The organism is Candidatus Arthromitus sp. SFB-turkey, assembly GCF_001655775.1.
Classification (GTDB): domain Bacteria; phylum Bacillota; class Clostridia; order Clostridiales; family Clostridiaceae; genus Dwaynesavagella; species Dwaynesavagella gallinarum.
Genome location: NZ_LXFF01000016.1, coordinates 126,449 through 138,536 on the forward strand (window position 1 = coordinate 126,449; position 12,088 = coordinate 138,536).

Consider the following 12,088-nt stretch of genomic DNA (forward strand, 5'->3'; position numbering starts at 1 on the left):
TAGGAAGGAATTATTTTAATTGGAAAATGCAAAGGCTTTAGGTGGATTAAAGAAAAAAGATATAGTAGACGTTGCTGTGGCAGCTGGGATAATTGGCATTGTACTTATGATAATTATTCCTATGCCATCATTTTTTTTAGATATATTAATAGCTGTGAATATAACAGTTTCTGTTGTTATTCTTCTTATAACAATATTTGCTACAGAGGTTTTACAATTTTCAATTTTTCCAAGCGTTTTATTGGTAACAACGCTTTTTAGATTAGCAATAAATGTTTCATCTACGAGACTTATTTTGTCTGAGGCAGATGGAGGAAGTATAATTGAAGCTTTCGGAAATTTTGTTATAGGTGGAAATTATGTAGTTGGAATAATTATATTTTTAATCATAGTTATAATACAATTTTTGGTTATAACAAATGGAGCAGGTAGGGTATCAGAAGTTTCAGCAAGATTTACATTAGATGCTATGCCAGGAAAACAAATGAGTATTGATGCTGATTTAAATTCTGGAATTATAACAGAAGAAGAGGCAAAAAAAAGAAGAAAGAATCTTCAATTAGAAGCAGATTTTTATGGATCAATGGATGGAGCTTCAAAGTTTGTTAAAGGAGATGCAATTGCTGGTATTATAGTAACTCTTATAAATGTTATAGCTGGAATTGTTATTGGATCAATGATGCTTGGAATGGAAATTGGAGAAGCAGCTTCTACATATGTACGTTTAACGGTTGGTGATGGATTAGTATCACAAATTCCAGCACTTTTAATATCAACAGCATCAGGAATAATTGTAACTAGATCAGGTGAAGACACAAATTTAAGTCGTTCTCTTACAAATCAATTTTCAGCTTTTCCAATTGTTTTATTGACAGCATCAGGAATTTTAGGAATTCTTGCATTAATACCCGGACTTCCAACATTACCTTTTTTGATTTTGGCACTTTTAACTGGAGGAGGGTCAATTGTTTTATTAAAGAATGACGACACTCAAAGTAAAGATTCTCAAGAAGAATTATTACAAAAAGAGGCAGAAGCTGAAGCAGAACTTCAGCGTGAGCCTGAGAATGTAAACAAATTAGTTTTAATAGAACCAATTGAGTTAGAAATTGGATATGGATTAATTCCTTTAGCTGATGAAAAAAATGGAGGAGATTTATTAAATAGAATTGCATCTATTAGAAGACAAACAGCATTAGAACTTGGATTAATTTTAAAACCTATACGAATAAGAGATAATTTACAACTTAAAAGTAATGAATATGTGCTTAAAATTCGGGGAACAATAGTGATTAAAGTAGAGGTTATTCCTAATATGCTTATGGCTATTTCTACTTCAAATGAGGGATTAGATGGGATTCAAGGACTTACAACAAAGGATCCTACATTTGGTTTAGATGCTAAATGGATTAATAAATCTCAAAGAGAAGAAGCGGAGCTTTTAGGATTAACAGTAGTTGATCCTACTACGATAATTGTTACACATGTAACTGAAACAATAAAAAATAAAGCGTACGAATTATTGGGAAGACAAGAAACAAAAGAAATTATAGATACATTGAAAGAAAAATATCCAACTGTTGTAGAAGAACTTGTACCTGATTTGATGAGTGTAGGGGAAGTACAAAAAGTTTTACAAAATTTGCTTAAAGAAAGAATTCCAATTAAAGACTTGGTAACAATATTTGAAAGTTTAGCGGATAATTCTAGGCTTACTAAAGATGTAGAAGTTTTAACAGAACATGTTAGATTTGCTCTTAATAGGGTAATTTCAAGTATGTTTATTTATGAAGATAAAAAGATTGTTGTAGTTACTTTGAGTCCTAAGCTTGAGGAATTATTAACAAAAAGCATTCAAAAATCTACACAAGGTAGTTTTATAGCTTTGGAGCCAAATTTATCAAGAAAAGTATTTGAAGCAATAAGTTACACTATAAAAAGAGTTCAGTTTAATTATAGTCAGCCAGTAATTCTTGTTTCTCCACGTATAAGGCCAGCATTTAAAAAATTTACAGAGTTAGTGTTTGGAGATTTATTTGTAATTTCTCTAAATGAAATAACGCCAGATATTCAGATAATAAATGATAGGATGGTAGAGATAAATGATAATTAGGAAGTATTTAGTAGACAATATAAATGAAGCATTGTTTCGTATAAAGCATGAATTAGGAGATGATGCTTATATCATAAGTCAAAAAATGGTTAGGGAACCTGGAGTAAAAGGATTTTTTTCTAATAAGAAGCTTGAGGTTACAGTTGGACTTATAAATAAAGAAAATTTATCTGAGAATAAATACTTACCTAATGAAGAAGTTCAAGGTGGTGTATTAAGTTCATCAGTTAATCAACCACAAGCTGATTTAAATAATTCGATTTTAAGTAACAACGATGTTAAACAACAATTTTTGGGTTCATATGCGCAAAATAGTTATTCTCAAAATGATAAATCAAAGTCAATGAGTTATTACAATAAACTTTTTGAAGAAAAGCAGAAGATGTTTAACAATTTCAATAATGAATCATTTAATCAAAATTATCAAGACTTATCGAAAGAAGCTATTCCTAATCAAAATAATTTTCAAATTGAAAATTTGAGAAGAGAAGGACAAAATAGAAATTCAAGTTCTATTATTGATTTGAATTTAGATCAATTTTCAAATCGTTTGGTTAACAAGTATCCAGATGATTTAAATGAAAATTTAAATTATGTAAATCAAGTTGATAAATTTAATATTCTAAAACCTGAAATTCAAAATGAAAATAGTCAAGAGTTGAAAAAGGAACTTCAAGAAATTAAAGATATTGTAAAAGGACTTGTAAATAATAATAGTGCTTCACCACTAAATTGTTTAGATGAAATTTTACATAAGCATGATATTTGTAAAGAACTTTGTGAAGAAATTAAATCAAATTGTACACTTACAAGTGAAGAATTAAGAAATGAAAAGATTGTTAAAAAATATTTGAGAGATGTTTTTTCAAATATAATAAAAATTTATGAAAATGATGTTTCAAATAAATTTGTTGTAGTTGGACCAACAGGATCCGGGAAGACTACGACTGTTGCAAAACTTGCAGGTATGCTTTCGCTGAATTTAAATAAAAGAGTTGGGATGGTTACAATAGATACATTTAGGGTTGGAGCTGTTGAACAATTAAAAATGTATGCAGATATTATGAACATTCCATATAAATCAGTAATGACACTTAATGATATAAGAAGTGTTTTTGATGATATGAAAGCTTGTGATGTAATTTTAGTTGATACTATAGGTAGAGGGAATAAAAATATTATTCAATTAAATGAGCTTAGTATGTTTGTTCAATCTATACAGTCTAATGATGTTAGTTTAGTTGTTAGTGCTGGAATGAAAGAGCAAGATGTAGATCTTTTTATAAATTCATTTAAAGGAATAAAATTTACAAATGTTATTGTAACTAAGTTGGATGAAACAAATAGTTTCGGAATGCTTGTTAATATTTGTTATAAAACTTCAATTCCTATAAGTTTTTTGACAATTGGTCAAGATGTTCCTCTTGATATAAAGAAAGCGAATAAGAATGAAATTTTAGATATGATCTTAGGAGAAGAGGAGTTATGATTGCAAATCAATTAAATTTATTAATGAGTCTTTTGAAGAGAGATTCTCTTCAAAAGACTTTAAGAGTTGTCTCATTGATAGATTGTACTATTAAGGAAGACAATATTTTTTTGGGTAAACTTGTTGAAAATATGAGATTTAAAAATGAAGAGGTTATTGTTTTTAAAGATAATGAAAATGATAATAATGATTTGAAATCGATTACTATTGTTAACAATAACATTAAATATTTATTTGGACAAAATATTTTCAGTGAAGATATTTTTAAAAGTAAATATAATCAAGAAATTTTGAGGACATCTAGTGTTATGAATGATGGTGAATTTAAGGATTTGAACTTTATAATTATTGACGCAACAAATATTTTTAAAAAATTTATTTCTAAAATTTTAAAAATTAGTGATAATATTTTGATTTTAGCAGATACTAGTGAGGAAAGTTTTAAAAAAATTGTTTCAAACTTTCATGATGAAAAATTATGTGGCGAAAAAATTGATGTAGTCTTAATCAATAATAATGAAGATTTAGACTGGCAAAAATATTTTGAGAATTTTAAAAAGAATGTTAAAAATATCTGTAAGATAGATGTTAAAATATTGGATTTGATATTGAAAGAGTTTTCTAATATCGAATTGTATAAAACTGGTGAGAAAATTTATTTAAGTAGTATGACAAAAGAAAATGGTAAAAATTCAAATTTTTTTGATTTCATACTTAATATTTTAAATTAAAAAATTTTTTAATTGGGGGAATGTTTTTAAAACTTAGGAGGAAATTATTATGGTAGCAGGAGTCACTAAAGCTAAGGAGAGTATTGAAGTAAAAGATATAGAAAATAGTACAAGCGATAATGATTTAGATGATAGGGATGAAATAATTGTTGAAAATTATATCCCCATAGTAAAATATATTGCCTCGAAAGTAATTTCTGGGAAATCAAAGTATATTGAATTTGAAGATTTGGTTGGATACGGTATGGTTGGATTAATGGATGCTGTTAGTAAGTTTGATGGAAGTAAGGGAATGAAATTTTCAACTTATGCATCCATTCGAATAAAAGGTGCTATGATAGATGAAATACGAAAAAATAGCCCAGTTTCTAAAGGAATTATGGACAAGTTGAATAAATACAACAATGCAATAGAAACTTTGAGAAATGTTTTAATGAGAGAACCAAGTGTACAAGATATTGCAGATTATTTGCATTTATCTATTGATGAAATAGGTACAATTGAAAATTATATAAATTATATTTCAAAAACTTCACTTGAAAGTATAGTTTTTTCTGATGATGACAACATGTCATTAATGAGTACAATTAAGGATACTACGAGTCCAAGCCCTGAAGGAGTTCTTGAATCTAAAGAACTAGTAAAATATTTGGGAAAAGCTATTAATAATCTCAAAGATAAAGATAAAAAAGTTATTTATTATTACTATATAAAAGGTATGACTCTTAAAGAAATAGGAAAAATATTAGAAGTGTCAGAATCAAGAGTATGTCAAATTCATAATAGAGCGCTTAAGAATCTCAAATCAATAATGAAAAAATATGATTATGAGAATGTTTAAAACAAAACAATAAGAGTAGAAGGGGAAGGACGTAGTGACAATATTTTTATCTATGGTTATTACAGCTATAGTTTGTATTTATTTTTTTAAAATATCTCCAAACATGAGTAAGAAAATATTTGAGAGAAACTCAAAATTTAATATTTTTATGGATAAATCAGATTTTGAAAATAATATTGATAAATCTGATTTAATTTCATTTAGGCATGAATTTGGGGAAACAATTTTTGAAATACAAAAAGAAATAGAATCGTTAAAATTAGAGTTGAATGATTTGAGAAAAGACATATCAAACAATAAAATTTAAAAAATATGTTTTCTCTCTATTGAGAGGTGAATTTATGATTAGAGGAATGTATACAGCAATTTCTAGTCTTATAACTCTTGAAGCAAAACAGGGAGTTGTTACAAATAACCTTACAAATATAAATACTCCAGGATTTAAACCAGATGAACTTATAATTTCTCAATTTGATAAAGTAATGCTCTCAAATAAGGATAGTTCTTCAAAAAGTTTTAAGAATTTGGGTGAAATGTCTATAGGAAGTAAAATAGATTCAACAATAACAAAATTTACTCAAGGAACATTAAAGCAAACAGAAAAAATTACGGATTTTGCTTTAAATGGTCCTGGTTTTTTTACAGTTACTCAAGGTGGACAAGAATATTATACACGAGATGGTTCTTTTATTATTGATGTGCAAGGGAATTTAGTAACTTCAAATGGAGCTTCTGTTATGGGGACTAATGTAAATACTGGTAATTATGAGCCTATAAATTTGGCAGGAGCTACAGAAGTTTCAGTTGATTCTTTAAATAATATAAATGTAAATGGTGTTCCAGTTTATAAGATGAGGATTTCAAATTTTGGAGATTATAAAAATTTAAAAAAGATATCAGATAATTTATATTCATCAGAAGATAATGCGCTTGAAATGTTAACTGCGCGAGTACAAAATAGAGTTCTTGAAATTTCTGAAGTTGATCCTGCAGAAGAAATGGTAAATTTAACAAATATTTTGAGAAGTTATGAAAGTAGTATGAAGGTTTTAAATTATTTAGATGATAGTTTGAGAATATCAGCAAATGAGATTGGAAAAGTTTAAATTAAAGTTGTTATTGCTGGAGGATTAATTATGTTTTTTATTTTAAATAATAGTAAAAGTGGTATGATTGCTCAGCAACAAAAACTTGATATAATTTCTAATAATATGGTCAATGTTAACACTCATGGATATAAAAAAATAGATAGTTCATTTTCAAGTTTGTTTTATAGAGATTTAAATACAAATGGTATTCCAACATCTGAAAATAATGCTCTTATAGGAAATGGTGTAAAAAATACAGGAGTAACGAGAAATAAAACACAAGGTTCGCTTCAACTTACGGGACAAAATACTGATGTGGCCATTGATGGAGCTGGATTTTTTAAAATTACAGATGCAAATGGAGAAGTTGCATATACAAGAAGTGGTGCATTGAATGTTGATATATTTGGTAGATTAACTGATAAAGATGGAAATTTAATAGAGGTTTCTTATAATGAAGGAATTAATCCAGCAAATACAGGACTAACAAATACAAATGTTGTTATTGATAAAAATGGATTTGTATCAACTTCTGATGGAAAAGAAATTGGAAGAATTAATTTATATGATACAGTTGGTGGTGGTTCATTAATTTCAAAAGGTGATAATAAATTTGTTCCAATTGATGAAAATGTTATTATGTTTCAAGTTGAAGCAAATTTTTATCAAGGTCATTTGGAAATGTCAAATGTTGATGTTGGAGAAGAAATGAGTGATATGATTTTAGCTCAGAGAGCGTACCAAATGGCAAGTAAAGGTGTTACAACAGCTGATGAAATGTGGTCAATGTTAAATAATATTAGATAATTAAAATATTTTTAAAGAGAAAACTTTTACCAATTAAATTAAATTTTATTGGTAAATTTGGTTTTCTCTTTTGTTTTTTAAGTAAGTATTTTAGCTATCAAACATTTTTCTAATACGAGCAACATTTCCAGTAGGAGTGGAAGGTTGATTAGAACCTGAAGAAGAATTAGTGCTTGTTGAAGAAGAAGCGAATCTTTGAGATAAACGAGCAACATTTCCTGTTCCAGAAGGAGCAGAAGTTTTTCCAGAATTTGTATGAGAAGGAGTACTTGTTGAAGAATTAATGAATCTTTGAGTTAAAGTTTTAACATTTCCGGTAGGAGAAGACTGAGTGCTAAAACCTGAAGAAAGAGTAGCTAAAGCAGTACTATTACCACTAAATCTATCTGCTAAATTAGCAACAGTTCCTTTAGGGATAGGAAGTGGAGTAGAAGTTGATGAGGTAGTAGAAATATTGGAAGATTGGAGAGACATAATACGAGAGGCTATAGTTGATGAAGATTTACCAGTATTTATGATAGCCATTTTTCTATAAGATTCGCCAGAAAGATTTGATTTTGGAGTAGTAGTATTACCAGTACTAGTTGAAGAAGTAGTTGTAGTTTTAAGAGTATTTGCAGTCTTTACTGAAGATGAAGAAGTTCCACCACCTAATTTAATAAACATAGAAGCACTCCTTGGATTCCTAATCATTGAATTTGCATTTGTTGAAATTAATACTGGTAAAGTTAATGAACCAATTGTAATTGCACTTTTTCCAAATTTTATTAAATTAAATTTTTTATTACTAAAGTGATTCATAATTAATCTGTCCTTTCAAAAATGTAATTTAAAAAAAATTATTAAAATTTATAATAGTTATTAAATTGTAACCATTTTTAAATTAAAAAATCAACCATTTATTAATAAAAAATTAAAATAATTTAAACAATATAATTACAATTATAAGAATTTTATTTTTAAGTTTATGATCGTTCATTTATTGAGTTTAAAATTTTGATAGTTGAAAATGTTAAAATTATTTGGTGATTGGATTAATTGTTTATTTATTTTTTCTGTCAAGGTGTATTTTTGATAAATTGTGTTTTAGGAAATTTAGGTGGAAGATTTTGATTTATTATTGATCTAACTTTTGTTTTTTAATATAGATTTTATATTTTTATTTGTATTTTTTAAAATTTTGAAGGAGCATANNTATAAATTAAAAATATTGGATTTAGCAATTATAGTTGGTAACTTTGGTGCAAAAATTTCAGAAAATGTTTGATGTGAATATATTTTTTAATATTCAAATAGTGATTTAACATTTGAGTTAAATGATTTGTAGTTGTTAATGTAGAAGATACTCTTTGTGGATCTATTATGAATATTGTTTTTGTGAAATCAGGTTTGTTTATAAACGGAATTATATAAGAGAGTATAATTTATCCTTGTATAAGTTTTATCAAGGTATGTTTTTTATTGATAAAATAATCTATATCGATACTCTCTTTAATAAGAAAATTATGAATAATATTAAATTGGTTTTGTTTAGGATATTAGTGATAAATCTTAAATATTAATAGAAAAATTATTTATGTTTAATTGTTATTACCATTAAGATATCCTTGTATAGAATCCATAGAAGATTTATATACGAATCTTGATAAAACTAAATTTAATTCTTGACCTAATTTTTTATCAAATTTTAATTCAACTTTACCTGAAGAACCTTTAGGAAGATTTTCTTTGATTATCGATGCTGTAAAAACCTTAATTTGACTTTCTAAGTCTTCTAATCCTTTTTTAGAATAAGTTAGAGGTTTTAACTTAGGATTACCTCCAACTTTAAGATCCAATTTAAATGAAGTACTAGATGAAGATGTATTATTTTTAGAATTTGATTTAGAAGAAGTTGTAGCTGTAATAGAACTATATATTGATTTAAATTTATCGGCAGAATTAGCTATTTTATCATTTTTAAGGAAGTTTGTAGAACCAGAAGTATAAATACCAAAGATATCATCAGATTTAGCAGTCTTGATTGGAGATTTAGTGTTTTTGATAATAGTAGAATTATTGTTTTGATTATTTGTAAGAGTAGAGGTTGAGGATTTACCTGATATTTGTATAGATAATTTTGATACATATGTTTTTCCATTAGTCGAGGGTTTTGTTAAAGAACTTGTTTGTGTTTTAATTTTAGAATCTGTTTTTGGAATTGATGATGTTTTAGGTAGATTAGTTGATGGAGTACTAGTACCAGCACTTTCAAAAAATTTAATAAGTCTTTTAACATTTCCTCCATAATTTCCTGATAAATTTTTAGATGTTTTAAACATTGCTTGAGCTGAAGTGGAACTAAATATAACAATACACGAAGTAATTGAACTCAATAGAATGTAATTGTGTTTAAATTTTATATAGTTATGTTTTGAATTTTTAATTTTCATGGCAAGGCAATCTCCTTTAAATAATTTTAATTTAAATTTTATTTATTAATAAATTAAAAATCAATAAAATATTAATAAAAAATTAATAAAGCTATTTATTAATGGATAAATTTAGTTTTATTTTTTGTTTTTTATTTAGTCATTTTAATTTTTAAAAATTTTTATAAGTGAATCAAATTTTATTTAAGATATCGTTTGCAAATTTTAAACAATAATTTGTGTAAAAAATTTGTATTTAGTGTTAAAATTAAGAAAACATAAAAATAAGGAGGTTTAATAATATGAAATTTTTTATAGATACAGCTAATATTGAGGATATTAAAAGAGCTGAAAGAACAGGAGTTATATGTGGAGTTACAACAAATCCTTCACTTATTGCAAAAGAAGGAAGAGATTTTGGACAAGTAATAAAAGAAATAACAGAAATCGTAGATGGACCTATAAGTGGTGAAGTTAAAGCAACTACAGTAGACGCTCAAAAAATGGTTGAAGAAGGTAGAGAAATAGCTAAGATACATCCTAATATGGTTGTAAAAATTCCTATGACAGAAGAGGGACTTGCAGCAACTAAAATACTTTCAAAAGAGGGTATAAAAGTTAATGTTACTCTCATATTTACTCCAAATCAAGCACTTCTTGCAGCGAGAGCTGGTGCTCATTATGTATCACCTTTTCTTGGAAGACTTGATGATATTTCTGTAAATGGTGTTAAACTTATAGAAGAAGTTGCAGCTATTTTTGATATACATGGAATAGATACAGAGATAATTGCAGCAAGTGTTAGAAATCCTATTCATGTTACACAATGTGCTTTAGCAGGTGCACATATTGCAACAGTTCCTTTTTCAGTTATTAAACAGATGATGAATCATCCTCTTACAAGTTCTGGAATCGAAAAGTTTGCTGAAGATTATAAGGCTGTATTTGGTGAGTAAAAATATTTTAAAGAGATACGGTTGTATCTCTTTTTATTTTTAAAAATTTACTTAATAAATGTTGTGATTTCTTGGTAAAATTAATTTGTGTAAGTATTTATAATTTATTTTACGATACGATAGGGGTTATTTTATGCAATTTGAAATGTTTAAAGTTGAAGTATATGTGCCGTATAATTTTACTGATAAAATAAGAGAAGTATTGAATGAAATCGGAATAGGTAAAGTTGGAAATTATGATAATTGTGTTTGTGTTACAAAGGTTAGAGGAATGTTTAGACCGCTTAAAGGTTCGAATCCATATTTAGGTCTTGAAAATGAGCTTTGTGAAGTGTTAGAAAATAAAATCGAAACTATATGTAATAGAAAAGATTTGGAAAAAGTTATTGAAGCCATAAAAAAAGTTCATCCATATGATGAGCCTTTAATAAATGCTATACCAATTTTAAATATTGAAAATTTGGAAGATTAAAAATTTTAATCTTCCTTTTTTATTGTTGATTATTATTTTCTCCATGAATCATACCTTTAGAAATCAGTAATGATCTCATAAATGGACTAATATTAGAATAAGGGTCTTTCTTTGGTTGTTGTGGAGCAGTTTCTTTTTCAAAAATCATACCTCTAGATGCCATTGATCCAACTAGGACTGAATTTAAATATCGTTTTCTTTCTTGCAAAGTTTTTAAATTTTTATCTAAATTATTACCTGATAAAGGTGATTTAAGCTTAGGTAAGGATATATTTGTTTTGTTAAAACCATCTAAGAAACCTTGCTTATTTAGAACTTCATTAGATAACTTTAAAACTTCACTTGTAGAATACTTTTTTATAATTGGCGTTTTACTTTTTTGTGGTGAAGTAGTTTGATTAGAGTTTTTGATAACTGCCTCAAATCGAGAAACTATAGATCCTACACTTACGTTAGGAAGAGTTTCTTTTGAAGAAGATATTGATGATGTATTACTACTAATTGAATTTAATGAGACAATAGAGGATCGTGCGCTTAAATTGCCTAAATTATTTCTTAATGGAGTTTTTGTTGTAGTAGTATTAGAATGAAAATCAGATAAAGTTAATTTATTAATTGAAGATTGCACATTCACGTTACCGAGGTTTCCTAAAGGAGATTTTGTTACAGTAGTAGAAGTAACTCCATTATTAAACAGAGCAATAAGAGATTTTACAGATTTGGAAGGGTTTTTTACAACAGTAGCTTTTGTAACGATAGGACTTAATAATGTTAAGAAGCTACTTATTTTCGTTAAATATAATAAACCAGTAGATATTGATTTTTGTATTTTCATAAATTACCTCAATTTTTATAAACAGGATTTTTATTCCAGTATACTAAAAGAAGTATTTTATAACAACAAAATATTTAATATTGTGTAAATAAAAGGTAAATAAATANNTTTTTTAATAAAAAGTTCAATATCAAATAAAATTAAAATTTATATTATGGGAAGTAAAACGAAAGAAGAAGGTGAGTTTTTTATATGAAGTTTATAGATTTGAAAAATTTTTTTGATAATCTATCGTATGAAAAAGTTATTATGTTAATCTTAATTATATTTTTGTTAATGTATATTGATAAAAAGATTTCAATTAATAGTCTTGTAATTAATAAGAATAATTAAATTTAAAAAGTT

The 12,088-nt window shown here is 26.6% G+C and carries 13 protein-coding genes; 10 read left to right on the forward strand and 3 right to left on the reverse strand.

From position 1 onward, the window contains the following. Positions 1-19 precede the first annotated feature (19 nt). Genes flhA through A6P36_RS03285 form a run of 7 tightly spaced genes read left to right on the forward strand, consistent with a single transcriptional unit; the run spans position 20 to position 7,069 of the window. Positions 20-2,113 (forward strand): flagellar biosynthesis protein FlhA, encoded by a 2,094-nt coding sequence (gene flhA / locus A6P36_RS03255; protein WP_066760931.1) that lies wholly within the window; start codon positions 20-22, stop codon positions 2,111-2,113. After that, positions 2,103-3,602: a flagellar biosynthesis protein FlhF gene (gene flhF, locus A6P36_RS03260; RefSeq protein ID WP_066760932.1), complete on the forward strand. Its 1,500-nt coding sequence runs from the start codon at positions 2,103-2,105 to the stop codon at positions 3,600-3,602. The genes flhA and flhF overlap by 11 nt, the downstream gene beginning before the upstream one ends. Next, positions 3,599-4,333 (forward strand): hypothetical protein, encoded by a 735-nt coding sequence (locus A6P36_RS03265; RefSeq protein WP_066760933.1) that lies wholly within the window; start codon positions 3,599-3,601, stop codon positions 4,331-4,333. Before flhF ends, A6P36_RS03265 begins: the two co-directional genes overlap by 4 nt. A 49-nt stretch (positions 4,334-4,382) precedes the next feature. Further along, positions 4,383-5,174, forward strand: a complete 792-nt coding sequence (locus A6P36_RS03270) for a FliA/WhiG family RNA polymerase sigma factor (RefSeq protein ID WP_082917590.1) — start codon at positions 4,383-4,385, stop codon at positions 5,172-5,174. Between the two features lie 34 nt (positions 5,175-5,208). Continuing rightward, entirely contained in the window at positions 5,209-5,481 is a 273-nt protein-coding gene (locus A6P36_RS03275) for a hypothetical protein (RefSeq protein ID WP_066760934.1), read from the forward strand. 34 nt (positions 5,482-5,515) lie between these two features. Then, positions 5,516-6,280 carry a flagellar hook-basal body complex protein gene (locus A6P36_RS03280; RefSeq protein ID WP_066760935.1) on the forward strand — a complete coding sequence of 255 codons (765 nt, stop codon included), beginning with the start codon at positions 5,516-5,518 and terminating at the stop codon, positions 6,278-6,280. Between the two features lie 30 nt (positions 6,281-6,310). Further along, complete coding sequence (locus A6P36_RS03285; RefSeq protein ID WP_066760937.1) at positions 6,311-7,069, forward strand: flagellar hook-basal body complex protein; 759 nt, start codon at positions 6,311-6,313, stop codon at positions 7,067-7,069. Between the two features lie 90 nt (positions 7,070-7,159). Here the strand turns inward: A6P36_RS03285 and A6P36_RS03290 are convergent, their stop codons facing one another. Then, complete coding sequence (locus tag A6P36_RS03290; RefSeq protein ID WP_066760938.1) at positions 7,160-7,870, reverse strand: hypothetical protein; 711 nt, start codon at positions 7,868-7,870, stop codon at positions 7,160-7,162. A gap of 779 nt (positions 7,871-8,649) precedes the next feature. After that, on the reverse strand, positions 8,650-9,501 hold the full coding sequence (locus tag A6P36_RS03295) for a hypothetical protein (RefSeq protein WP_066760940.1): 852 nt from the start codon (positions 9,499-9,501) through the stop codon (positions 8,650-8,652). A gap of 281 nt (positions 9,502-9,782) precedes the next feature. On the opposite strand from A6P36_RS03295, the gene fsa reads away from it, so the two are divergent. Further along, the gene (fsa, locus tag A6P36_RS03300; RefSeq protein ID WP_066760943.1) at positions 9,783-10,436 is read left to right on the forward strand and encodes a fructose-6-phosphate aldolase; all 654 of its coding nucleotides are present in this window, start codon (positions 9,783-9,785) and stop codon (positions 10,434-10,436) included. Between the two features lie 133 nt (positions 10,437-10,569). Then, positions 10,570-10,908, forward strand: a complete 339-nt coding sequence (locus A6P36_RS03305; protein WP_066760945.1) for a cytochrome C biogenesis protein — start codon at positions 10,570-10,572, stop codon at positions 10,906-10,908. A gap of 19 nt (positions 10,909-10,927) precedes the next feature. Here A6P36_RS03305 and A6P36_RS03310 read toward each other — a convergent pair whose 3' ends face one another. Further along, positions 10,928-11,542: a hypothetical protein gene (locus A6P36_RS03310; protein ID WP_156507966.1), complete on the reverse strand. Its 615-nt coding sequence runs from the start codon at positions 11,540-11,542 to the stop codon at positions 10,928-10,930. A gap of 393 nt (positions 11,543-11,935) precedes the next feature. Between A6P36_RS03310 and A6P36_RS08075 the strand changes: the two genes are divergently transcribed. Beyond that, on the forward strand, positions 11,936-12,076 hold the full coding sequence (locus A6P36_RS08075; protein WP_156507967.1) for a hypothetical protein: 141 nt from the start codon (positions 11,936-11,938) through the stop codon (positions 12,074-12,076). Positions 12,077-12,088 lie beyond the last annotated feature (12 nt).

Coding starts and splice junctions, on each gene's coding strand:
- A6P36_RS03290 (WP_066760938.1), bottom strand. CDS start 7,870: ATGAATCACTTTAGTAATAAAAAATTTAATTTAATAAAATTTGGAAAA.
- flhF (WP_066760932.1), top strand. CDS start 2,103: ATGATAATTAGGAAGTATTTAGTAGACAATATAAATGAAGCATTGTTT.
- A6P36_RS08075 (WP_156507967.1), top strand. CDS start 11,936: ATGAAGTTTATAGATTTGAAAAATTTTTTTGATAATCTATCGTATGAA.
- A6P36_RS03265 (WP_066760933.1), top strand. CDS start 3,599: ATGATTGCAAATCAATTAAATTTATTAATGAGTCTTTTGAAGAGAGAT.
- A6P36_RS03270 (WP_082917590.1), top strand. CDS start 4,383: ATGGTAGCAGGAGTCACTAAAGCTAAGGAGAGTATTGAAGTAAAAGAT.
- A6P36_RS03280 (WP_066760935.1), top strand. CDS start 5,516: ATGATTAGAGGAATGTATACAGCAATTTCTAGTCTTATAACTCTTGAA.
- A6P36_RS03285 (WP_066760937.1), top strand. CDS start 6,311: ATGTTTTTTATTTTAAATAATAGTAAAAGTGGTATGATTGCTCAGCAA.
- A6P36_RS03305 (WP_066760945.1), top strand. CDS start 10,570: ATGCAATTTGAAATGTTTAAAGTTGAAGTATATGTGCCGTATAATTTT.
- fsa (WP_066760943.1), top strand. CDS start 9,783: ATGAAATTTTTTATAGATACAGCTAATATTGAGGATATTAAAAGAGCT.
- A6P36_RS03295 (WP_066760940.1), bottom strand. CDS start 9,501: ATGAAAATTAAAAATTCAAAACATAACTATATAAAATTTAAACACAAT.